The 25966-nt window shown below is 29.0% G+C and carries 15 protein-coding genes; 2 read left to right on the top strand and 13 right to left on the bottom strand.

Annotation, left to right across the window (positions count from 1 at the left end; genetic code table 11):
• Position 1: 1 nt before the first annotated feature.
• The 12 genes from LPB137_RS02315 to LPB137_RS02260 all read right to left on the bottom strand — a co-directional run bounded on the left by LPB137_RS02315 (position 2) and on the right by LPB137_RS02260 (position 23086).
• On the bottom strand, positions 2-1312 hold the full coding sequence (locus LPB137_RS02315) for an HlyD family type I secretion periplasmic adaptor subunit (RefSeq protein ID WP_076083862.1): 1311 nt from the start codon (positions 1310-1312) through the stop codon (positions 2-4).
• Complete coding sequence (locus tag LPB137_RS02310) at positions 1312-3465, bottom strand: type I secretion system permease/ATPase (RefSeq protein ID WP_076083859.1); 2154 nt, start codon at positions 3463-3465, stop codon at positions 1312-1314. Before LPB137_RS02310 ends, LPB137_RS02315 begins: the two co-directional genes overlap by 1 nt.
• Positions 3465-5381: a sensor domain-containing phosphodiesterase gene (locus LPB137_RS02305; RefSeq protein ID WP_076083856.1), complete on the bottom strand. Its 1917-nt coding sequence runs from the start codon at positions 5379-5381 to the stop codon at positions 3465-3467. The genes LPB137_RS02310 and LPB137_RS02305 overlap by 1 nt, the downstream gene beginning before the upstream one ends.
• Positions 5378-6007 (bottom strand): transglutaminase-like cysteine peptidase, encoded by a 630-nt coding sequence (locus tag LPB137_RS02300; RefSeq protein ID WP_076083853.1) that lies wholly within the window; start codon positions 6005-6007, stop codon positions 5378-5380. Before LPB137_RS02300 ends, LPB137_RS02305 begins: the two co-directional genes overlap by 4 nt.
• 10 nt (positions 6008-6017) lie before the next feature.
• Positions 6018-7943, bottom strand: a complete 1926-nt coding sequence (locus LPB137_RS02295; protein ID WP_076083850.1) for a TolC family outer membrane protein — start codon at positions 7941-7943, stop codon at positions 6018-6020.
• A gap of 125 nt (positions 7944-8068) precedes the next feature.
• On the bottom strand, positions 8069-8737 hold the full coding sequence (locus tag LPB137_RS02290; RefSeq protein ID WP_076083847.1) for an OmpA family protein: 669 nt from the start codon (positions 8735-8737) through the stop codon (positions 8069-8071).
• A gap of 15 nt (positions 8738-8752) precedes the next feature.
• The gene (locus LPB137_RS02285; RefSeq protein WP_076083844.1) at positions 8753-20104 is read right to left on the bottom strand and encodes a beta strand repeat-containing protein; all 11352 of its coding nucleotides are present in this window, start codon (positions 20102-20104) and stop codon (positions 8753-8755) included.
• Positions 20105-20212: 108 nt separating this feature from the next.
• The gene (locus tag LPB137_RS02280; RefSeq protein WP_076083841.1) at positions 20213-20809 is read right to left on the bottom strand and encodes an FmdE family protein; all 597 of its coding nucleotides are present in this window, start codon (positions 20807-20809) and stop codon (positions 20213-20215) included.
• Between the two features lie 47 nt (positions 20810-20856).
• Positions 20857-21555, bottom strand: coding sequence for a class I SAM-dependent DNA methyltransferase (locus tag LPB137_RS02275; RefSeq protein ID WP_076083838.1), 699 nt, complete (start codon positions 21553-21555; stop codon positions 20857-20859).
• Positions 21555-22163: an ATP phosphoribosyltransferase gene (gene hisG, locus LPB137_RS02270; protein WP_076083835.1), complete on the bottom strand. Its 609-nt coding sequence runs from the start codon at positions 22161-22163 to the stop codon at positions 21555-21557. The genes LPB137_RS02275 and hisG overlap by 1 nt, the downstream gene beginning before the upstream one ends.
• Positions 22141-22776 (bottom strand): type III pantothenate kinase, encoded by a 636-nt coding sequence (locus tag LPB137_RS02265; RefSeq protein WP_228144680.1) that lies wholly within the window; start codon positions 22774-22776, stop codon positions 22141-22143. The genes hisG and LPB137_RS02265 overlap by 23 nt, the downstream gene beginning before the upstream one ends.
• Positions 22754-23086 (bottom strand): hypothetical protein, encoded by a 333-nt coding sequence (locus LPB137_RS02260; protein WP_076083830.1) that lies wholly within the window; start codon positions 23084-23086, stop codon positions 22754-22756. Before LPB137_RS02260 ends, LPB137_RS02265 begins: the two co-directional genes overlap by 23 nt.
• A gap of 156 nt (positions 23087-23242) precedes the next feature.
• On the opposite strand from LPB137_RS02260, the gene LPB137_RS02255 reads away from it, so the two are divergent.
• Positions 23243-24016, top strand: coding sequence for a threonine/serine exporter family protein (locus LPB137_RS02255; RefSeq protein ID WP_076083828.1), 774 nt, complete (start codon positions 23243-23245; stop codon positions 24014-24016).
• A 1-nt stretch (position 24017) separates the two neighbouring features.
• Entirely contained in the window at positions 24018-24488 is a 471-nt protein-coding gene (locus LPB137_RS02250; RefSeq protein WP_076083826.1) for a threonine/serine exporter family protein, read from the top strand.
• 54 nt (positions 24489-24542) lie between these two features.
• Here LPB137_RS02250 and LPB137_RS02245 read toward each other — a convergent pair whose 3' ends face one another.
• Positions 24543-25949, bottom strand: coding sequence for a YjiH family protein (locus tag LPB137_RS02245; protein WP_197682249.1), 1407 nt, complete (start codon positions 25947-25949; stop codon positions 24543-24545).
• Between the last annotated feature and the right edge of the window lie 17 nt (positions 25950-25966).

Below are 25966 nucleotides of genomic sequence, written 5' to 3'. Positions count from 1 at the left end.
TCTAATTTTCCGTAAATGCATATTGTTTTGTTTTAATAAGTGGTTTTAAAAGATATGTTAGAACCGTCTTTTTTCCTGTTAAGATATCAGCACTTCCTCTCATCCCAGGCATAATCATTAAAGGTTTTTTATCAGTACCTAAGTGATCTTTATCAGCACGAATATAGACTAAATAATATGTATGATTTTCTTGATCTGTTGTTGAATCAGGAGATATCTTTTCAATTGTTCCATCTAATGATCCATAGATTGTAAAATCATAAGCTGTAAATTTCAATGTTACATTTTGCTTGTGATGTAAAAAAGCAATATCTTCTGGTTTTATTTTTGCTTCAATTAAAAGCTTTTTATTTTTAGGAACTATTTCTATTAAATCCATACCAGGTTGTACACTTCCACCTATTGTATTTACATGCATTTTCTTTATATAACCTGTTACAGGAGAAAGGACTGATGTTCTATCAACTTGATCTGCTAACCCCTGATTTTGTTTTGAAAACTGATTTATCTTTCCTATAACTTCATTATATTCTTTTTGCGCATTATTTTTAAATTCTATCTTCGCTTCTTTATATCTATTTTTAGCTTCATTTACAGAAGATGAAACTCTTTTTAATGATAATCTAGAAGATTCTAATTCATCTTTAATACTATTTGCTTCTCTTAGTAGTTTTAAGTATTCAACTTTAGAAACGATTCCTCTTTTTACTAAAGGATCCATAACTTTTTGTTCTTCTCTAATAAGTTTGAAATTTTGATTTAAATGTCTTACTCTAGATCTTATTTCATTTTTTTCTTTCTCTTTTTGAGAAATTTGATCTTTTAATACTCTAAGTTTTGAATCAAGTTGAGAAATATTACTTTTATATAAATCATACTCTTCTTGATAAATATCATTTTTCTCATCAAATACAAATTCTTTATCATTTGCTTCTGCGTATAATCTATTTTTTTGTGCTTTCAAGACATCTATTTCTAATATATTTTTTTCATAAGTAGATGAAGATTGTTTATTTTTTAGTTTTAATAAGATATCACCTTTATTTACTAAGTCACCCTCTTCTACTAGAATCTTAGTAATAATACCACCCTCAAAATTTTGAACAACTTGATTTTGACCATAAGGTATAACTTTACTTTCACCTCTTACTAACTGATCAATATTTGCAAAATATGCCCAGATAAAGAAGCACGTTATTAATAAAAAAATTAGATATAAAAGAACTTTTGTACTATTTGGTACTTTTTCAACTAAGGCTTTAGATACGGAATTTATATATTCGTAATCATTTGTTTTATCTTGTTCTTTCATTATTTAACCTTATTTGATAGTGCATTTAATACATACGATTTTTCACCATCTAAAACTATTTTTCCATTATCAACAACAATTAATCTATCAACTAATTCTAGCATTGAATTTTTATGAGTAGTAAGAATTACTGTTTTATCTTTAATCTCATTTTTTAAAGCACTTATTAGATTTTTTTCAGTAGAAATATCCATACTATCTGTTGGTTCATCTAATAGTAAAGTAGAATAATTACCAACTAATGCTCGAGCTAATGAAATAGCTTTTTTCTGTCCACCAGATAAAGTATCACCTCTCTCCCCTACACGCAAGTCAAAGCCTTCAGGATGTGCATTAACAAAATCTAATAATTGTGCTGTTTTTGTAGCTGTAATTAAGGTTTTATCACTTTCATAAGGGTATTTATATAAAATATTCTCTTTTAATGTTCCATTAAATAGTAAGGTATCTTGGGAAACATAAGCAATATTTTTTCTAACATCAGAGGGTTCTATTTGTTTTATTTCAATACCATCAACAATTATTTCACCTTCATTTGCATCATAAAGTTTCATTAAAAGTTTCATAATTGTAGATTTACCTGAACCTATTTTTCCTATTATTCCTATCTTTTCTCCATGTTTAACCGTAAAATTTAAAGAGTCTAATACTTTTTTATTTTCATTATAAAAGAATGAAACATCTTTAAATTCAAAAGAACCTGAAATATATTCTTTATGAATTGCTGCTTTATTTTTAGATCTTTCTTCTGGAAGATTCATAATATTATCAATCATATTATATGAAGTTTTTGCTTGTTCATAATTACTTATAAGTGAGGCAAACTGTCCCATAGGACCAATTGCACGTGAGCCTAAAATTACAGCTGCTATTAAGCCTCCTAGTGTTAATTCATTTTCAGAAATTGCATATACTCCATAAATTACTATGAAAATTGTTGTAAGTTGTACAAAGAAAGCATTTACATTTGTAATTGATGTTGTTATCATTTTAGTAAATAATGACTTAGTTGAAATATCAGCAGTACTCTCTTCCCACTTCCATCTAAGATGCCCTGAAGCACCTAAGCTTTTAATTGTTTCAAGTCCACTTAAACTTTCAATAAGAATACCATTTTTATAAGATACTGCTTCATTTGATGCTTCTATACTTTTTTGTAATGGATTTCTAATAAGTAAGGAATATATTAGAATAAGTGTAATAAAAATTAAAGGAATTATCACAATAGAGCCTGAAATATAAAAAATAGCAACTAAGAATAAAATAGCAAAAGGCAAATCGACTAAAACAGCCATTGTTGAACTAGAAAAGAAGTTTTTAATAAGTTCAAAGTCTTTAATATTATTTGCAAAAGATCCGATTGATTTAGGTTTATGTTCTAGTTTAATATTTAGTATTTTATCAAATAATTTGGAAGATACTATAATATCAACTTTTTTTGAACTAATATCTATATAATAAGCCCTAATAAATTTTGTAACTAAATCAAATATATATATAATACAAATACCTATAGCCAAGGCCCACAATGTTTCTAATGCAAAGTTAGGAACAACTCTATCATATACATTCATCACAAAAAATGGTGTAGTTAATACAAATATATTAATTAGTATTGATGCTATTATCACATCTTTATATATAGAAAAATTCTTTTTTATTGTACCCCAGAACCAATGACTATCATTTTTTTCTAATAGGGATGGTTTTACTTCACTTTCGAAATGATCTTTTTTTAGTAAAAACATCTCTCCTGAATATAATTCTTCAAGTTTATTTAAATCAATTTCTTCTTGGACTTCTGCAAAATCGTTTACATGAACGATTGCAGTTTGCTTTTTTCTATCAATTTTTTCTAAGATACAAGAAGAGCTATCTTTTAGAATAATAATTGCGGGTAGTATTAATGCAGAGATATCTTTAAACTCTTTTTTTGCATACTTTGACTTAAAACCTGCCTTTCTTGCAAGAGATACAAATAAAGGTTTCCCATCATAAGAGCTTAACATATCAGGAATTTTCTCTTCTTGTTTTAAAGGGAAGCCTTCAATAAGTGTATTTGCACTTATTGACTTATGATAATACTTTAAAAAGTAAATTAAGTTATCAAATAAAGAAGAAGATAGTTTATTATGTTCTAGATTCTTAAACATTAACGAACCTCTAATTTATCAATATATCTACCTTGTAAATATTTAATACCAATATCTTTTAAAAATTCAAATTCTTCTTTACTTTCTACATGTTTCACAATCAAGTAAGCACCAATCGTAGAAGTAATATTTAATAAAATACTATCAGTGATTCTATTCTTATCTACTAAATATGATTTAGAGATTTTTAGATATTCAGGCTTAAGAATCTTTAAATAATCTAAATTATCATTATCAAACGTAAAACTTTCAATTGCAAACTTATGTTTAGTTTTAGATATCTCTTTTGTAAAATATTTATAATCTTCTAGGTATTCTAAAATCTCAGAATTTAAACATTCGAAGTAAAATATTGTGTTAGAGTTAGTAAATTTTGATTTTAACTCATTAATTAACCAATCAACACTTTCTTTATTTGATATAAAATCAGATGTTAAGTTCAGAACTGCATTATCTTTATTCTTATTTTCTATTTTATCTTTAAATATTTTTTCAATAATTTGTTTTTCTAGCTGACAAGTCCAACCCATTGAATGAATAATAGATAAAAAATCACCTGGGAAATATACTGCTCCTGTATCATCTTTTAATCTAGTATAATACTCTTTCATATATGTTTTATTAGATAAAATATCTACAACATTTTGAGTATCAAATACTAAACCATCATTTTTAAAGGCCCATTGTAAAAGTTCAATCCATTCTTGTTTTGTAAACTTTACATCTTCCTCTAGGTAGTTTAATTTTAAAGTTTTATTTTGCATAGCAATAGATAAAGATTGATCTGTTTTTGACAAAATAGCTTCAACTGAAGTATTTTGTACATAATTTGAAATACCAAATGCAATTTTTACATCAAATAACTCATTTAACTTTGTATCTTTTATATACTTTTGAACTTTAGAGTATATTTCATTCCATTTTTCATTTACATCTTCATATAAGGTATTAGGAAGAAGTATTCCAAAACTACCTTCAGTTAATACCGAAAAGACTATATTTTTATTAGAAGAAAAGTTGTTATTAATTTCATCAATGATAAAAGATTTAAAAGCAAAATAGTTTTTAAAGCCTACTTTTTTCTTAAATGAAATTTCATCTTTTATTTCAATAAAAGTTAATAATCCATGAGAATTTTTTAAATAAGAGTTTAGTTTTACAATTAAATAGTTCTTATTCCCTAAATTTGTATCACTATCTTTATACAATAAATTATTATATTTATTTAATGTTTCAACTTCTTTATTAAATATTGTTTCCATTTTAGAAATTGTTTTATTCATAGCATGTACAACATTTTTAAATTCTATAGTATTAGGTAGAGTTTTTTCAACTATAAATTCATTATTATCAATTGCTTTAGCTTGAAGGCTTAACCTTTTTAAAGGTTTTAACAATTTATCAATAAAGAAGTAAAATAGCACAAGTAAAACAATTGTTAAAATTAAAAATATATTAGAAATAGATTTAAAAGTATCCCACATCTGATTATTTGCATAATCTTGATGAATTTTTACTTCTATTGTTCCTACATTTATCCAACCTTTCATAATATTTGCAGTTGAACTTGGTGCATTTATTTCAAATATCTTAGCAAACCATTTTGGTGTATTTACTACTTCTCTTGGACTTGAAAGTTTCACTTTTACATTTTCATCTATATCATAAATAGCAATATATTCATAAAAACCATTATCAACAGTAGCACTTAGCATACCCTCAATAGTTGCTATATCTTCAAAATCTACTGCTTTACTTATAGATAAACCTAAAAAAGAAGCACTATTTTTTGCATTAGAATTTAATTGATTTTCTATTAGACTCTTATCATAACTTAATATGAACCAAAGTAAAATAGTAAGCATAAATACTAAAAAAGTTGTAATTAAAATTGTTAATTGTTTAAATAAACTCATATTTTTTCCTGTCTGATATTCTCTAAAAGTCTTCTAAATTTTAAACTCTGTGAAGCTTTAAATTTACTATTACTTTTTCTATTTAATCCTGCACTTTTTGCACTAAAACTATAAATTGGCACAATATCCTGCCTTTTGGAAGCAGGCAATGCCTTATAATTTATTGAGTCTAAGATTATAGGTATGGATTTTTTACTTTTATAATATGTTAACACCATGTATGAAACTTTTTTTTTCTTTGATTTAACATAAGTGAATGATAACTTATTACTATCCATTTTTAAATCATTTACTAAAGTAAAATACTTAGCAAAAACAAAATCTTCACTATCACCTTTGTCTTTTGCTAAAAATTCGTAAGGAGTCGCCCAGTAATCTTTTTTATTCCATACTTTTAAGTCAGATGAATATTTTACTTTATTAAAAAAATTATTTATTGTTTCTATTTTCTCAATATCACTTTTATTTCTTACACTATTTATTTTCTTTTTCAATAAAATAAATCTATTTTCAGTATATTTACCATATTTCTGATTTATTTTCTTTAATAGATTATTAGTATACAGCTCTTTTGAAAAAAGAGCTGTGAGTAAGGATAAAAAGATAAAAGCTAAATATTTTTTCATTTAAATTCTTTTAGTTTTTAACACCCCATAAGTTTTGAATCCCTGTGGTATCTAATTGATTTTCTTGATCTTTAAGTTCTGTATTAAATTTGATTTCATTAACTTGTATACAGTTAATTCCTTCACAACCATAAATATTTGTTTCTGGAGTTGCTGAGTTATCACATTGATCTTCAGTATTTAAAATCTTATCTCCATCTTGATCTACATAAGCAAGAACTGCATCTTTTTTATAATCTTCTTTAAATTCATGACCAAATGATTGATATAGTTCACCCATTGCATCAATAATTCTATATTTTGAGAATAATAAATCATAACTATTATGAATAACTTTTATTTTTATATTATTAACTTCATCTTGAACATCTAGTAAGTCAATTAAAGTTCTTCTTCCTAATTGGAACTCTTCATCATAAGCTGCTTTTGTTTTTGCTGTTAAATCTCGGTATTCTAATTGATATTTATATTGCTCTTCAATCATTTTATTAGCACTCCAAGATAAACCTAAAGCTTCTATTACATCTCTTTTTAATTTATTTTTATGTGCATATTCATAATTTAGCAAACTTATATACTTTTGTTTCTCTGCTCTATGTGCTCCGCCACTATATAAATTATAGTTTAAAACTAACATTGCACTTAAATCATCTTCATTAGCATCTGATGAACCATTAAGGTTATTATATCTTGAACCCTCAAGTTCCAAATCTAAAGTAGGATAATCATTTTTTCTTGAATATTGTAATGATTCTTGTAGTACTTTAATATCATGATTTGCTACTAAAATTGATGGGTTTTTATGTATAGCAATATCTGTTGCATGTTCTAATGATTTTGGTATATTACCATTAAACTCAGGCATTACTAATCTTGTTTCATCTACATTTCTTCCTAGTGCTTTATGGAAATTAAACTTTGCATCAATTAGATTATTTGTTTCTGATACATAGTTTGATTTAGATAAGGCTAGTCTACCTTTTACTCTTTCTACTTCACTTAATGTACTAAAACCTTTTTCATATCTATCTTCAATTTTTACAAGTGTCTCTTCATGTATTTTTACATTACTCTTTGCAATTTCTAAAACTTCTTTATATCTTATTACTTTTATATATGCTTCAATTGCTCTATACATTTTATCTTGTGCAACTTCAATATATTTATTAAATGCAGCTTTTGCTCTGGCTTCATCTCTATTAACAGCAGCTTGTGTTCCAAAGCCATTAAATAAATTTTGAACTACTCTAAGTGTTAATTCTGATGTACCATAAGTATCTTTTGTAATCGAGTCATCTGGTTGCTCTTTTTCACTTCGTTTTTCACCAAGTTTTCCTATAAAATCAACTGTTGGATAATATCCAGCATCTGAAATATCAATTTCTTCTACTATTGAGTTATATTGAAATAGTCTCTCTTTAATTTCAGGGTCAGTATAAATAAGTTCATTTAGCATTCGTTCTAATGAATAAGGGTTAGATACCTTATTTACTTCACTTTTAAGTTCAGGTTTTTCTTTAACAACTACTGTTTTATCAACTTCTTTAACCTCTTCTTTAACTTTCAGTATAGTCATATCTTGAATAACTTCTATATTATTATCAACTACTTGAGCATTATTATTTATAAATGCTGTAGGAAAAGAAGATTTTAATGCTGATAAAACTTTTTTTGCTTCTTCATAACTCTTAAAAGGTTCTACTGCAATTATATATTTATTTCCAGAAGGTCTTACAACTACACTAAAGGGATATTCTTCTTTTTGTTTTTGAATTTTTGACTCAATTATATTTTGAAGCTTTGAAAATTTAGCTTCTGCTCTTGTTTCATTTACAAAACTTGCTAATACTACTTTTTTATAATACTCTGCAGCGTTCATTTGGCTTAAAAGTAAACATAATAATATTACTTTTTTTATAAAAAAATTATTTTCCACTCATTTTTCCTTATTTTAACTTTCTAGCATCATTATACCCTATAAATGTGAGTAAAAGAATGAATTTTGTCTAATTAATTCTATATTTTAATTCTATAACAAAAAAAGTAAAATATTATAAATAACTATTTTTTAAGAACTGCAATAACTCGTCTATTATTTGCTCTTCCCTCTTTTGTTTTATTAGTATCAATGGGACTTAATTCCCCATAACCTATTGAAGTTAATCTTTCTTCTTCAATTCCACTTTCGATTAAATATGTTTTTATAGTACTTGCTCTATTTTCAGATAATACTTCATTATATTTCTCTGTAGCTCTACTATCTGTATGTCCTTGTATTTCTGCTTTATATTCTATGTGTTTTTTCATAAAATCTACAAAAATATCTAATTTTTGAGTAAAGTTTTCTTTTATGTTATATTTATTTCTATCAAAAAGAACTTCTAAATTTACTAATTTACTACACCCTACTTCATCAACTTCAAAACCTTTTGGTGTATTTGGACATTCATCAATATTATTTAAAACTCCATCTTTATCATCATCACCTATTACTACTGGTTTTGGTTCAGGTTCTTTACATCCCTCTTCTTTACATGGAATTGTTTCTAAACAATCATCTTTACTATCTATTATTCCATCAGCATCAATATCTTGTTTTACTATTATTCCTCTTTCCCCATTTTTATATTCACTCTTTGTTACATTTTCACCAGTGAATATTGATGCCATACTTCCAAAACTTAATGTTGCACTTAATAATACTAATCCTACTACTTTTTTAATTTGCATTTTTCTTCCCTATTTTTATATTATTGTTATATCTTGGTCTATTTTTAATGTTACTGCTGTGTTATCACCTGATTTACTATAAATATCGTAATCTTGTCCATCTATTGTATCATTATTTCCTGTATCAACCCAATTACCACCATCTCCATTTTTTAGATTTACACTATCTTGTGAATTACCTAATATTTGTAAAATATTATTTGAATCTGTCATATCAATAACATCTTGAATTCCTAGATTAGTAATATTATGATTACCATTTGAATTTAAATCTATTTTTTCTACATTATTAATTGTTGCATTTTTTGTATCAAAATCTAAATTTATTCCATTATCTAATACCAAAGAATCATTTCCAGCTAAGAAATCTAGAGCTTGAGTATCATCAAATAACATAGTGTCATTACCACCTGTTCCTGTTTTAGATGTATTTACCTTTAAAATAATATCCTTAGTTATGCTATCTCCATCTCTATCGATTACCGATGTTGACAATGATTCACTATACTCTTTACCAGAAAGACTAGAATTAACTGTATACGAATATTCTCCTGTTTTAAAATCTAAAGTTATTTTTGAACCAATTCCATTAGTACCATCTGTTAAAGTAGTATTAATATCAGTCATAATTGAACCTGATCCAATAGTATTATTTGACTCATCAATTATTAAATTTCCATCATAGCTATAAGTTTTATTTCCTATAACTATTGATGTTACATATGCTTCATCAGCCCCTGCTCCAATTCCAGGTAGCGTCCCATCAGAGAAAACACTTCCTGTTATAGTAATAGTTGTCTCAGAAAGAAGTTTTACTTGCATTTCAGCTGCAGTTGTAACAGAATAAGCTTCCCCTTTACCTGAATTTATTCCTAATACATTAGAATCGTCAGTTCCTGCAACTATTTCTAAATTATCAACATTAACTGCTTGAGAAATTGCTACACCATCAACAGCATCTATTTCAGCTCTATTTATTAAATCATCCCATTTAGTTGATAACTGTGGTTCATGTCCTTCATTAGGTTCACCATCTGACATAAAATAAACATATGTAAAATCTGAATCAGGATTATTCCCTGCATTTGCAGAACTAATATATGCATCAGATGTATTATCCATAGCTTCTTTATACTGTGTTCCTCCACCTGCTTGAATACCATTTGAATTATCACCAATTTTGTTTTTTGCTGTATCCGAATCTAACCAAATACTTTCCCCTGTTCCATCCCATGAATTTTGAGTATTTGTCATTGAACCATTTGCTGTATATGTTATAATATTAGCCCCACCAAAAGAAGTGATCATTACATTTACCTTACCTAATTCTTCATAACCATCAATCATTGCTTTTGCAGCATCTTTCATAGCATTCATTCTCACATTTGAAGAACCACTATTTTGTGAGAAATCCCATTGCATACTTCCAGAAGCATCTAAAACTAATATTAAATTTGTCGTCTTTGGTCCAATAAATACAGAGTCTTCTACGTCAAAAATAGTTGGTACATCATCTGTTACACTTACTGTAAAACTATCTGTAGTTGTATATCCATTATCCTCAGTAGCAACTATATTGAAATCTAAAGCTTTTATATTTTCTCCATTTGCGCTCGCATGATCAATTGAATCTTTTAACTCAAAAGTATAACTAGAATTAGCACTTGTTGGATTATTAATAGTATTAGTAAAAATTGTATTTGATGAACTTATTCCACCTTCACTATTTGAAGTGGATGCAGTTAAAATATGACTATTATTGTCTAAATAGTAATAAATAGTATTACCATTTTGCGTTAATCCACTATCTTGTCCATCAGTAATTCCATTAAATGTTATATCAAAAGAATCAGTACCAGCTGTAATATCTAAAGACTTAGTAATAAGCAATGGCTCTTTTCCAGTATCATTACCATCACTTAAATCATCTTCATCAACAGCTGCATCAAGTGGTGTTCCTATTACTACATTAGTATCATTATCTAAAATAGTACCTATTCCAAAAGCATCAGTTGTATTTGTAACAGAACCTGAAGTAACAGTAGCAGTTAATTTAAATGTTTCATCAGATTCTGTCGTAAGATCATTTGTAATTGGTGTTCTAACCAATACGGAAGAAGATCCAGAAGGAATAATTGCACTTGTCGCATTTATCCAAGTTCCACCATTATCAGTAGACACTTGTAAATTACTTGCACTATTATTCCCATAATCTACCCCTAAACCTAAAGCTTGAATATTAGATAATGACAAATTAAATCCAACATCTTGTGTTGATTTATTAGATAAACTAACTGTAAATTGAGCAAATGCATCTGTGCCTTCTGTTACAGTTATACTGCTAACGCTTAATGTTGGTTTATCACCTTCTTTATCATCTGGTGGTGTATCTCCATCTTTATCTTCATCATCTATTGCTGCTACTGCTGTATCTGTTCCTAAGTTTACATCTGAAGAAGTTGTTATTACTGATCCAAAGGCTTCACTGATTTCATATATTGAATCATCAACTGGTGTAATTTCTACTGTTGGTGTTTGTGAACTATTTGCATCTATTGTTAAACTTACTCCTGTATCTACTAAAGCTTGTATTTCTGCAGCTGTTGTAAGAGTAGTTACTGTTCCATCTCCATCTGTTATTTTTACAGATGTAATATCTGCTACTTCTAATTCATTAAGAGTTAGTTTAAAGTTAGCAACAGTATCACTATTACTTTCATTTGTTTGTGCTACTTGGAAGATTACTACATCATTTGCTACACCTTCTATTGCTAGTGCATCTGTTGCTGTTAAATTTAATGTTGGTTTATCACCTTCTTTATCATCTGGTGGTGTATCTCCATCTTTATCTTCATCATCTATTGCTGCTACTGCTGTATCTGTTCCTAAGTTTACATCTGAAGAAGTTGTTATTACTGATCCAAAGGCTTCACTGATTTCATATATTGAATCATCAACTGGTGTAATTTCTACTGTTGGTGTTTGTGAACTATTTGCATCTATTGTTAAACTTACTCCTGTATCTACTAAAGCTTGTATTTCTGCAGCTGTTGTAAGAGTAGTTACTGTTCCATCTCCATCTGTTATTTTTACAGATGTAATATCTGCTACTTCTAATTCATTAAGAGTTAGTTTAAAGTTAGCAACAGTATCACTATTACTTTCATTTGTTTGTGCTACTTGGAAGATTACTACATCATTTGCTACACCTTCTATTGCTAGTGCATCTGTTGCTGTTAAATTTAATGTTGGTTTATCACCTTCTTTATCATCTGGTGGTGTATCTCCATCTTTATCTTCATCATCTATTGCTGCTACTGCTGTATCTGTTCCTAAGTTTACATCTGAAGAAGTTGTTATTACTGATCCAAAGGCTTCACTGATTTCATATATTGAATCATCAACTGGTGTAATTTCTACTGTTGGTGTTTGTGAACTATTTGCATCTATTGTTAAACTTACTCCTGTATCTACTAAAGCTTGTATTTCTGCAGCTGTTGTAAGAGTAGTTACTGTTCCATCTCCATCTGTTATTTTTACAGATGTAATATCTGCTACTTCTAATTCATTAAGAGTTAGTTTAAAGTTAGCAACAGTATCACTATTACTTTCATTTGTTTGTGCTACTTGGAAGATTACTACATCATTTGCTACACCTTCTATTGCTAGTGCATCTGTTGCTGTTAAATTTAATGTTGGTTTATCACCTTCTTTATCATCTGGTGGTGTATCTCCATCTTTATCTTCATCATCTATTGCTGCTACTGCTGTATCTGTTCCTAAGTTTACATCTGAAGAAGTTGTTATTACTGATCCAAAGGCTTCACTGATTTCATATATTGAATCATCAACTGGTGTAATTTCTACTGTTGGTGTTTGTGAACTATTTGCATCTATTGTTAAACTTACTCCTGTATCTACTAAAGCTTGTATTTCTGCAGCTGTTGTAAGAGTAGTTACTGTTCCATCTCCATCTGTTATTTTTACAGATGTAATATCTGCTACTTCTAATTCATTAAGAGTTAGTTTAAAGTTAGCAACAGTATCACTATTACTTTCATTTGTTTGTGCTACTTGGAAGATTACTACATCATTTGCTACACCTTCTATTGCTAGTGCATCTGTTGCTGTTAAATTTAATGTTGGTTTATCACCTTCTTTATCATCTGGTGGTGTATCTCCATCTTTATCTTCATCATCTATTGCTGCTACTGCTGTATCTGTTCCTAAGTTTACATCTGAAGAAGTTGTTATTACTGATCCAAAGGCTTCACTGATTTCATATATTGAATCATCAACTGGTGTAATTTCTACTGTTGGTGTTTGTGAACTATTTGCATCTATTGTTAAACTTACTCCTGTATCTACTAAAGCTTGTATTTCTGCAGCTGTTGTAAGAGTAGTTACTGTTCCATCTCCATCTGTTATTTTTACAGATGTAATATCTGCTACTTCTAATTCATTAAGAGTTAGTTTAAAGTTAGCAACAGTATCACTATTACTTTCATTTGTTTGTGCTACTTGGAAGATTACTACATCATTTGCTACACCTTCTATTGCTAGTGCATCTGTTGCTGTTAAATTTAATGTTGGTTTATCACCTTCTTTATCATCTGGTGGTGTATCTCCATCTTTATCTTCATCATCTATTGCTGCTACTGCTGTATCTGTTCCTAAGTTTACATCTGAAGAAGTTGTTATTACTGATCCAAAGGCTTCACTGATTTCATATATTGAATCATCAACTGGTGTAATTTCTACTGTTGGTGTTTGTGAACTATTTGCATCTATTGTTAAACTTACTCCTGTATCTACTAAAGCTTGTATTTCTGCAGCTGTTGTAAGAGTAGTTACTGTTCCATCTCCATCTGTTATTTTTACAGATGTAATATCTGCTACTTCTAATTCATTAAGAGTTAGTTTAAAGTTAGCAACAGTATCACTATTACTTTCATTTGTTTGTGCTACTTGGAAGATTACTACATCATTTGCTACACCTTCTATTGCTAGTGCATCTGTTGCTGTTAAATTTAATGTTGGTTTATCACCTTCTTTATCATCTGGTGGTGTATCTCCATCTTTATCTTCATCATCTATTGCTGCTACTGCTGTATCTGTTCCTAAGTTTACATCTGAAGAAGTTGTTATTACTGATCCAAAGGCTTCACTGATTTCATATATTGAATCATCAACTGGTGTAATTTCTACTGTTGGTGTTTGTGAACTATTTGCATCTATTGTTAAACTTACTCCTGTATCTACTAAAGCTTGTATTTCTGCAGCTGTTGTAAGAGTAGTTACTGTTCCATCTCCATCTGTTATTTTTACAGATGTAATATCTGCTACTTCTAATTCATTAAGAGTTAGTTTAAAGTTAGCAACAGTATCACTATTACTTTCATTTGTTTGTGCTACTTGGAAGATTACTACATCATTTGCTACACCTTCTATTGCTAGTGCATCTGTTGCTGTTAAATTTAATGTTGGTTTATCACCTTCTTTATCATCTGGTGGTGTATCTCCATCTTTATCTTCATCATCTATTGCTGCTACTGCTGTATCTGTTCCTAAGTTTACATCTGAAGAAGTTGTTATTACTGATCCAAAGGCTTCACTGATTTCATATATTGAATCATCAACTGGTGTAATTTCTACTGTTGGTGTTTGTGAACTATTTGCATCTATTGTTAAACTTACTCCTGTATCTACTAAAGCTTGTATTTCTGCAGCTGTTGTAAGAGTAGTTACTGTTCCATCTCCATCTGTTATTTTTACAGATGTAATATCTGCTACTTCTAATTCATTAAGAGTTAGTTTAAAGTTAGCAACAGTATCACTATTACTTTCATTTGTTTGTGCTACTTGGAAGATTACTACATCATTTGCTACACCTTCTATTGCTAGTGCATCTGTTGCTGTTAAATTTAATGTTGGTTTATCACCTTCTTTATCATCTGGTGGTGTATCTCCATCTTTATCTTCATCATCTATTGCTGCTACTGCTGTATCTGTTCCTAAGTTTACATCTGAAGAAGTTGTTATTACTGATCCAAAGGCTTCACTGATTTCATATATTGAATCATCAACTGGTGTAATTTCTACTGTTGGTGTTTGTGAACTATTTGCATCTATTGTTAAACTTACTCCTGTATCTACTAAAGCTTGTATTTCTGCAGCTGTTGTAAGAGTAGTTACTGTTCCATCTCCATCTGTTATTTTTACAGATGTAATATCTGCTACTTCTAATTCATTAAGAGTTAGTTTAAAGTTAGCAACAGTATCACTATTACTTTCATTTGTTTGTGCTACTTGGAAGATTACTACATCATTTGCTACACCTTCTATTGCTAGTGCATCTGTTGCTGTTAAATTTAATGTTGGTTTATCACCTTCTTTATCATCTGGTGGTGTATCTCCATCTTTATCTTCATCATCTATTGCTGCTACTGCTGTATCTGTTCCTAAGTTTACATCTGAAGAAGTTGTTATTACTGATCCAAAGGCTTCACTGATTTCATATATTGAATCATCAACTGGTGTAATTTCTACTGTTGGTGTTTGTGAACTATTTGCATCTATTGTTAAACTTACTCCTGTATCTACTAAAGCTTGTATTTCTGCAGCTGTTGTAAGAGTAGTTACTGTTCCATCTCCATCTGTTATTTTTACAGATGTAATATCTGCTACTTCTAATTCATTAAGAGTTAGTTTAAAGTTAGCAACAGTATCACTATTACTTTCATTTGTTTGTGCTACTTGGAAGATTACTACATCATTTGCTACACCTTCTATTGCTAGTGCATCTGTTGCTGTTAAATTTAATGTTGGTTTATCACCTTCTTTATCATCTGGTGGTGTATCTCCATCTTTATCTTCATCATCTATTGCTGCTACTGCTGTATCTGTTCCTAAGTTTACATCTGAAGAAGTTGTTATTACTGATCCAAAGGCTTCACTGATTTCATATATTGAATCATCAACTGGTGTAATTTCTACTGTTGGTGTTTGTGAACTATTTGCATCTATTGTTAAACTTACTCCTGTATCTACTAAAGCTTGTATTTCTGCAGCTGTTGTAAGAGTAGTTACTGTTCCATCTCCATCTGTTATTTTTACAGATGTAATATCTGCTACTTCTAATTCATTAAGAGTTAGTTTAAAGTTAGCAACAGTATCACTATTACTTTCATTTGTTTGTGCTACTTGGAAGATTACTACATCATTTGCTACACCTTCTATTGCTAGTGCATCTGTTGCTGTTAAATTTAATGTTGGTTTATCACCTTCTTTATCATCTGGTGGTGTATCTCCATCTTTATCTTCATCATCTATTGCTGCTACTGCTGTATCTGTTCCTAAGTTTACATCTGAAGAAGTTGTTATTACTGATCCAAAGGCTTCACTGATTTCATATATTGAATCATCAACTGGTGTAATTTCTACTGTTGGTGTTTGTGAACTATTTGCATCTATTGTTAAACTTACTCCTGTATCTACTAAAGCTTGTATTTCTGCAGCTGTTGTAAGAGTAGTTACTGTTCCATCTCCATCTGTTATTTTTACAGATGTAATATCTGCTACTTCTAATTCATTAAGAGTTAGTTTAAAGTTAGCAACAGTATCACTATTACTTTCATTTGTTTGTGCTACTTGGAAGATTACTACATCATTTGCTACACCTTCTATTGCTAGTGCATCTGTTGCTGTTAAATTTAATGTTGGTTTATCACCTTCTTTATCATCTGGTGGTGTATCTCCATCTTTATCTTCATCATCTATTGCTGCTACTGCTGTATCTGTTCCTAAGTTTACATCTGAAGAAGTTGTTATTACTGATCCAAAGGCTTCACTGATTTCATATATTGAATCATCAACTGGTGTAATTTCTACTGTTGGTGTTTGTGAACTATTTGCATCTATTGTTAAACTTACTCCTGTATCTACTAAAGCTTGTATTTCTGCAGCTGTTGTAAGAGTAGTTACTGTTCCATCTCCATCTGTTATTTTTACAGATGTAATATCTGCTACTTCTAATTCATTAAGAGTTAGTTTAAAGTTAGCAACAGTATCACTATTACTTTCATTTGTTTGTGCTACTTGGAAGATTACTACATCATTTGCTACACCTTCTATTGCTAGTGCATCTGTTGCTGTTAAATTTAATGTTGGTTTATCACCTTCTTTATCATCTGGTGGTGTATCTCCATCTTTATCTTCATCATCTATTGCTGCTACTGCTGTATCTGTTCCTAAGTTTACATCTGAAGAAGTTGTTATTACTGATCCAAAGGCTTCACTGATTTCATATATTGAATCATCAACTGGTGTAATTTCTACTGTTGGTGTTTGTGAACTATTTGCATCTATTGTTAAACTTACTCCTGTATCTACTAAAGCTTGTATTTCTGCAGCTGTTGTAAGAGTAGTTACTGTTCCATCTCCATCTGTTATTTTTACAGATGTAATATCTGCTACTTCTAATTCATTAAGAGTTAGTTTAAAGTTAGCAACAGTATCACTATTACTTTCATTTGTTTGTGCTACTTGGAAGATTACTACATCATTTGCTACACCTTCTATTGCTAGTGCATCTGTTGCTGTTAAATTTAATGTTGGTTTATCACCTTCTTTATCATCTGGTGGTGTATCTCCATCTTTATCTTCATCATCTATTGCTGCTACTGCTGTATCTGTTCCTAAGTTTACATCTGAAGAAGTTGTTATTACTGATCCAAAGGCTTCACTGATTTCATATATTGAATCATCAACTGGTGTAATTTCTACTGTTGGTGTTTGTGAACTATTTGCATCTATTGTTAAACTTACTCCTGTATCTACTAAAGCTTGTATTTCTGCAGCTGTTGTAAGAGTAGTTACTGTTCCATCTCCATCTGTTATTTTTACAGATGTAATATCTGCTACTTCTAATTCATTAAGAGTTAGTTTAAAGTTAGCAACAGTATCACTATTACTTTCATTTGTTTGTGCTACTTGGAAGATTACTACATCATTTGCTACACCTTCTATTGCTAGTGCATCTGTTGCTGTTAAATTTAATGTTGGTTTATCACCTTCTTTATCATCTGGTGGTGTATCTCCATCTTTATCTTCATCATCTATTGCTGCTACTGCTGTATCTGTTCCTAAGTTTACATCTGAAGAAGTTGTTATTACTGATCCAAAGGCTTCACTGATTTCATATATTGAATCATCAACTGGTGTAATTTCTACTGTTGGTGTTTGTGAACTATTTGCATCTATTGTTAAACTTACTCCTGTATCTACTAAAGCTTGTATTTCTGCAGCTGTTGTAAGAGTAGTTACTGTTCCATCTCCATCTGTTATTTTTACAGATGTAATATCTGCTACTTCTAATTCATTAAGAGTTAGTTTAAAGTTAGCAACAGTATCACTATTACTTTCATTTGTTTGTGCTACTTGGAAGATTACTACATCATTTGCTACACCTTCTATTGCTAGTGCATCTGTTGCTGTTAAATTTAATGTTGGTTTATCACCTTCTTTATCATCTGGTGGTGTATCTCCATCTTTATCTTCATCATCTATTGCTGCTACTGCTGTATCTGTTCCTAAGTTTACATCTGAAGAAGTTGTTATTACTGATCCAAAGGCTTCACTGATTTCATATATTGAATCATCAACTGGTGTAATTTCTACTGTTGGTGTTTGTGAACTATTTGCATCTATTGTTAAACTTACTCCTGTATCTACTAAAGCTTGTATTTCTGCAGCTGTTGTAAGAGTAGTTACTGTTCCATCTCCATCTGTTATTTTTACAGATGTAATATCTGCTACTTCTAATTCATTAAGAGTTAGTTTAAAGTTAGCAACAGTATCACTATTACTTTCATTTGTTTGTGCTACTTGGAAGATTACTACATCATTTGCTACACCTTCTATTGCTAGTGCATCTGTTGCTGTTAAATTTAATGTTGGTTTATCACCTTCTTTATCATCTGGTGGTGTATCTCCATCTTTATCTTCATCATCTATTTTTCCAGTAGTTGAGTTATTCGAAGAATCAATCTCCATCTTTTCAAAAGTATTATTTATATCTATTACTTTATCAATACTTAAAGTATACCCTTCTTCTATTTCATAAATATCATCATTCGCAATTATATTAATAATATCTGTACTACTACTTCCTGAAGGGATATCAACTTCAAAAACTTTCGTAATATAATCTTCATTTTCTGTAGTATCATTTGAATAAATAAGCTTAATTTTTATACTTGATCCTGATGGTACAATTACAGGATTACCATTATTATCAATTAATGAAACTTTATGAGTTAATGTACTTCCATCAGCTTCAGTTGTTTCATCATCATTAGATATTTTTACATATACAATATCTTCATCTGAAGGATTTTCTTTATCTGGATCAGGACTATTTGAATCTAATATTTTTGTAGTTACACTATTTTCTGTTGGGTTTATTTTTAATTGATCATATCCTCCACCTAAAGCAGAGATAATTTCTAATGTATACGGTTCTGTACCCTCTGCATAATAATCATCAATAGTATCAATTAAAAAAGATACTTCTTTTGATCCTGAAGGAATAACAATATTTTTAATTCCAGTATAGTCTAACCCATCTATAGCAACACCAGAATAACTAATTGTAACATGTACATTAGAAGAAGGTACTTCACTTACATTTAACGTATACAGAGCTTTATTACCTTCAATTACACTACTTACACCATTTATTGAAAGTTTTGCTTCGTTAAACCTAGTTTCTTCTTCTCCAAGAACATTCTCTTCTGGTTCTCTATAGTCAATAACTGGTTCTCTTAAATCAGCAACAACATCTGCAATATCACCATTTCTATCTAATTCTCTTGCTTTTGAGTCATCAGATTGAACTTCATCCTCTTCTTCTGTATCAGTGTCATTATCATTGTTATTTTCAACTACTAAATTTGTTTCATCTATTAAATCACTTTCTAAATTATCTAAAGTTTCATTATCAATCTGAGTTTCTTCAAAAGTATTTGCTTGATTATTAGTTACTGTAGGATCTAATACTAAAGGATTTTGAGTACTAACTGTAACTTGTTCTCCATTATTTAATAATGCAGTGGTATTAGAAGTTTCTTGTTGTGTATTATTAGGTAAAGAATCAATTGTTTCCAAAACTAAGCCATTAGATAATTCAATTAATTCTCCTCCTTCATTTACAAGTTGAAGTTCTCCATTAATTTCTTGAACTATACCTTGTATTTGGTCTCCAACTTGAAGTTCTTGACCTTCTTGAAGTTGAACTATTTCTCCATTCTCATTTACAATTTCGAATTCACCATTTACTTCTATTATTTGTCCTATTACTGTAGCCATACTTTACTCCTGAGTAAATTTTATATCTATATAGTACCGAAATAATAAAATTATTTTATTGTACTATAGTACAATAGCAGTAAAGTATTTTTAAATTTAGAAACTTAATTAAGAAATTGTTATAACATTTGAAATATTTTTAGAAATTTTTTCGACTCTTTCTTGCCAAAGTCTTCCAAACTCTAGTTTCTCAGTTTCATTTGCATTTCCTTGAACACATTTTTGCATCAAAGCTTGCATTGATGGATTAAACTGTATTGAACTTGGGTCATAAATAACATCAACACTTTGTTTTGTATCTACTCTTGTAAATCTTGCACTTGCTTCATTTATATCTTGTTCAAATTTTAAAAGATAATTACGGTCGAATTTACCACCGATTCCTTTAAAGCCATTTGTTGTACAAGCACCTGTAATATTCATAGCAACATTTCCAATAACACCAGCAACCGCTTCACTTTGTCTTTGAGAAAATGAAACTTCTATTTCACCTCTTTTTGCAGGCTCATTTGGATATAAAGCTTTTAAAGATTCTAAAGTCATAAGATAAGCGCCTAAAACTGTAGGACAAGAATGCCCTGCACCTTTTACAACATCTAAATATGAGATTTCATATATTCCATCTTCAAATGCACCTAAAAATGATGATAATTCATCTTGTACTTTAATTGTTTCTATTTTATTATAAAATTCTGGGTAAGTCATATTTTGTACCTTGTATTAAATTTAACACAAAGTATAAATATTTTGTGTTAGTTAGTCTTTTTACAAATAAAAATTAATTTATCAGCATCTTCATCGCTATGTAAATTAAATTCTTTTATTTCTTGAATTTCAAAATTACATTTCTTCAATAGTTTAGTTAAAAACTCTTTTGAATGGTATTGCTGTATTATTGAGTCACTTATTTTTGTATATAAGTTTTCTTGATTTTTCTCAAAAAGTGTTAAATCTGTTTGAAGTTTTTCATTTTCAAAAACTGCATCAATTCCAATAAATCTATCTTCTAAATCTATTGTAATACACCCTTGTGCAATATATTCAAATCCAAAGTGCGAGTTTACATCAAATACAAAATATCCGCCTTGATTTAAGACAAGATTTGTCTCTTTTATAAACTGCTCTAAATTTTGACTTGGAATATAGTTTAACACATCAAATATAGCAGTTGCGCAATCATATTTTTCTTTTACTTCATCTAAAGCAATTGCTTTAGCATTTAAGTTTTTTGCCTCACAAACTTTTATTTGCTCAAGGCTTAAATCAATACCAAAAGCAGTTTTTTTATTAATTCTAAGATTATCTAGAAAGTATCCTTGACCACATCCAATATCAATAATATTGTCAAGTTCATTAAGCATAACAAACTCCATAAACTGTTTATGTAAAGAGTAAACCTCATCTTCAAAATCTAAGAAAGGTTCAATCTTTGAATATAATTCTAAACCCATTATAATTGAGCTTCAATCTTTTCTTTTAAATCTAGTATTAAATCTTTTTTAGCATAAAATGAGTTTTTATTTACAATTAAATGTGCGCTACTTTCCATAATTGTAGGACCAACTTCAAGACCATTTTGCTTCATAGTTTCACCAGTTTCTACAATATCAACAATACAATCAGCAAGATCCACAAGAGGAGCTAGTTCAATAGAGCCATAAAGTTTTATAATATCAACAGCCATTGCTTTTTCTTCAAAATATCTTTTTGCTATTTTTTCATGTTTTGTTGCAATTGTAATTTTACTTTTATTAAAATCTAACTCTTCCCCACGCTTAAGTCCAAAAGCAACTTTACAACGTCCAAGTTCTAAATCAAGTAACTTGATTAAGTCATACTCTTTTTCTTCTAATACATCAAGTCCAACAACACCTAAATCAGCAGCTCCATGCATTACGTACGTTGGTACATCTTGATTTCTTACATTTAAAAATCTAAACCCAGCTTTTTCAAGTATCAGTTTCCTATCTTCAAAAATAAACTTTTCACCAAAAGCTGCTTCAAATTTTTCTAACGTTTCTTTGGCAATTCTTCCCTTAGGCAATGCAATTGTTAGCATCAATAATCCTTTTCATATTTTCAAATATTAAATCTTTTTTATATACACTATTTTCAAAGTAAGTGCTTAACAACTTTCCATCTCCACCTGTAAATATAATATTCTTATTTTTGCTCACGTCTTTGATGGGTAAAATGATTGATTTCATCATGGCATATTGTATGGCATCTTTTGTTTGAAGCGGTATTTTATCTAAATTTATTTTTTTTTCAAAATCAAATTTTAGTTTTTTGGATATTTTTGGATAAGCTTTAATAAAAGAGCTCAATCCAAGTAAAATAAATCCACCTTTATGAACACCTTTTTTCATAATATCAACTGTAATTGCACTTCCTGCATCTACAATAACTGCATTTTTTGTAAACATACAAGCAAGTACTCTATCTATACCTTGTCCCTTATATTCTGTTTTAAAATCTAAGTATTTTTTCATATTTACAGCATCGGGATTAGCTTTCATTAGTTTTTTTGTTGCTTTTTTATTTACAGACACAAAATATATTTTTTCATCAAATTTTGGAAGCTTTTCCTCAATAGAATACTTTTTATGGTTTTTCCCAAGTAAGAAATGAAAAGTTGTATTTCCAATATCACATAAAATCAATATATACACTCCATTTATTTTCTTTTAAATATGCTTTTGCTTTTGAACATAAAGGGCTTGATATTAACAATACCTTTTTTTTAAAGTTATGATCTAAATGAGTTGATAAAGTTTCACAAAGTATCATTAGATCATCTGCATTTTTACGTAAAAACCTGCTTTTTGTATCAACAATAAAAATAGCATAAAACTCTTTTTTAACAGAAGTAGCATGATATATATCTATTTTTTTTCTTGAACCTATCTCTTTTGGAGTAATTGAGTCAATTTGCTTAAATATAATATCTTTGTTCATAAAATAGTTTGTTAATTCTTTCACTTATAGCCCTTTTAAATTGAAAGATTATATCTAATTAAATCTTATTGCTATAATAGAAGCAAAAAATATCAAAAGGTAAATAATTAGTCCAATTATCATATAACTATTATCCATTTTTGATATAATTTAAAAAAATATCTATATGAATGAAGAATTATGTCAAAAATTACTTATGAAAAACAAACAAAAATCACTCGTGCTATTATTAAATCTGCTGTATTGATGCTAGAATTTGGTGCTGAAAGTATTTTAATAGAACAAACAGCTCAAAGACTTGGTGCTGCACTTGGAGTTGATTCAGTTCAAATGTCACTAATTCCAGCTGCAATTGTACTTACAACTTTACATAACAATCAATCAGTTACTACTACAAGGAGTGTTCATCATAAACCTATAAATATGTCAATTGTATGTGATGTGCAAACTATGGTTATTGATGTAGAAAAATATAAACATCCCTCAGAATATGTAAATACTACAATCAGAAATATTCAACCCAATCTTTATAACAAATGGCTGATAGTTTTTATGGTAGGACTTGCTTGTGCCTCATTTGCCATTTTACAAGATGGAGATATTAACTCATTTTTTATTACTTTCTTTGTAGCAAGTATTGCAATGTTTATTAGACAAGAACTCAACAAAAAAAGATTCATGATGATTATTACTTTTGGAGTTACTTCTTTTATTGCCACAATATTAGCCAGTTTGATTATGCTTTTAGATATTACAAGTACACCTAATATTGTTTTAGCTTCAAGTGTTTTATTACTAGTTCCTGGAGTTCCTTTTATAAACTCTTTTTTAGATGCCTTTAAAGGTTATTTGAGCATGGGATGGGGAAGATGGCTACAAGCAACACTCTTAACAGTTGCATCTTCAATGGGTATTGTTTTAGCAATGGCAGTATTAAATATAAAAGGCTGGTAATATGATAACAATTATTTTAAATATCTTATTAAAATCTATTTTTGCAAGTATTGCTTCAACTGGGTTTGCAATGCTTTTTAATGTTCCAAAAGCAACGTTAAAATTTTGTGCACTAGGTGGTGCTATTACTTATGTAATTAGAAATATATCTATGCAATTAGGACTTTCTATTGAATTTTCAACATTTATAGCAGCAACTTGTATTGGTATTATTACTTTAAAATGGTCAAAGAAATTTTTAGTTCCAAGACCTGTTTATTCCGTTGCTTCTATAATTCCTATGATTCCTGGAACTTTTGCCTTTACTGCAATGATATCTTTAGTTGATATGAATACTCATGGTGTAAGCCCTGAACTAATTAAAATATTTATTGAGAATGCATTAAAAGCTTTATCAATTTTAGGTGCTATTACTTTTGGTCTAGCACTTACATCTTTATACTATATGAGATTAAATAGACCTGTAGTTTAATAATATAGATAAATTAATTTAGAAAATTAATTTATCTAATATTTTATATCTTAATTAAAATATAAGATGCGCAAAAATCGCAATAATTGGTAAGGAAATTATTGTTCTTAATAAAAAGATGATTAACAATTGAATAAAGTTAACAGGTATTTTAGTAGCTAAAATTAATCCACCAACTTCTGACATATAAATTAATTGAGAAACAGATAAACAAGCTATTACAAATCTAGTTAAATCAGATTCTATTGAAGAACCAATAATCGTAGGCAAAAACATATCTGCAAATCCAACCATAATTGTTTCTGACATTTCTACAGCATGTGGGATATTTAATAATTCTATAAAGGGAATGAATGGCATACCTAAATAGCTGAAAAGAGGTGTTTCTTCTGCAATTATAAGTCCAAAAGTACCAATTGCCATTACTACAGGTAATACTCCAATCCACATATCTAAGACATTCTTTAAGCCATCATTTAAAAAAGAAAATAGACTCGGACTTTTTTCCGCTCTTTGTGAAGCCTTTTGCAATCCATATGTGAATAATGTTTTTCCTTTTGGAACTGTCTCATGGTCTCTGTCTTCATTGTCTTTAGTATAAGCATTTTCAATTTTAGATAAAGGCATTAACCGAGGGACAATAAAAGCACAAGCAATACCACATACAGCAACAACACCAATCATATGAATAAAGTAGCTCTCTAATTTAACTTGTGAGATAACGACCAAACAAAAAGTAATAGATACTGCAGAAAAACTTGTTGCAATTACAGCAGCTTCTCTTTTTGTATAAAATCCACTTTCAAGTTGTTTGTTTGTTAATAAAACACCAATTGTTCCATCTCCTAGCCATGAAGTTAAACAATCTACAGATGATCTTCCAGGTAAACCAAATAGTGGTCTCATAACTCTACTTAATATTACTCCAACAAATTCTAGTAAACCAAAATCAAGAATCAAAGGTAATAATACTCCTGCTAAAAAAAATACAATTAGAAGTACAGGCATTAAATCATTTAATAGTAAGCCACCTGTATTTCCAGAATGAATCATTTCATAACCATATTTAAAATAAGTAATAAGAACAAAAATTGCACCAATTATTCTAGTGATTGTCCAAAAAAATGAAACATTAAATAAGTTATCTAAAAACTCATTTTTTAAGATAAAAGATGGTTTCATAATCTTTGTATACAAAGTACCAACAAGAGTTATCATAATCGATATTACAACAAACATAGGCAATAAATCACCAAAAAAACCTTGAATATAATCTTTTATTACCGCGATTGGAATAGTAAATCCCTCTAAATAAGTTACAAACTTACCATCAAGGTATGGAATAGGGAACATAAATATCATTATTCCTATTACCGAAGGAATAAAGAACTTTAAAATTCCTGTTAAGGTTAAATTGTAACCTTCTTCTTCCTTATTTATTACGAAATTATTATTTTTCACTTTAAATCCTTTGCTTT

It is taken from the genome of Poseidonibacter parvus, from assembly GCF_001956695.1.
Lineage (GTDB): Bacteria > Campylobacterota > Campylobacteria > Campylobacterales > Arcobacteraceae > Poseidonibacter > Poseidonibacter parvus.
The sequence above is the reverse complement of the archived record's forward strand: the minus strand, read 5'-3'. Positions and strand labels throughout refer to the sequence as shown.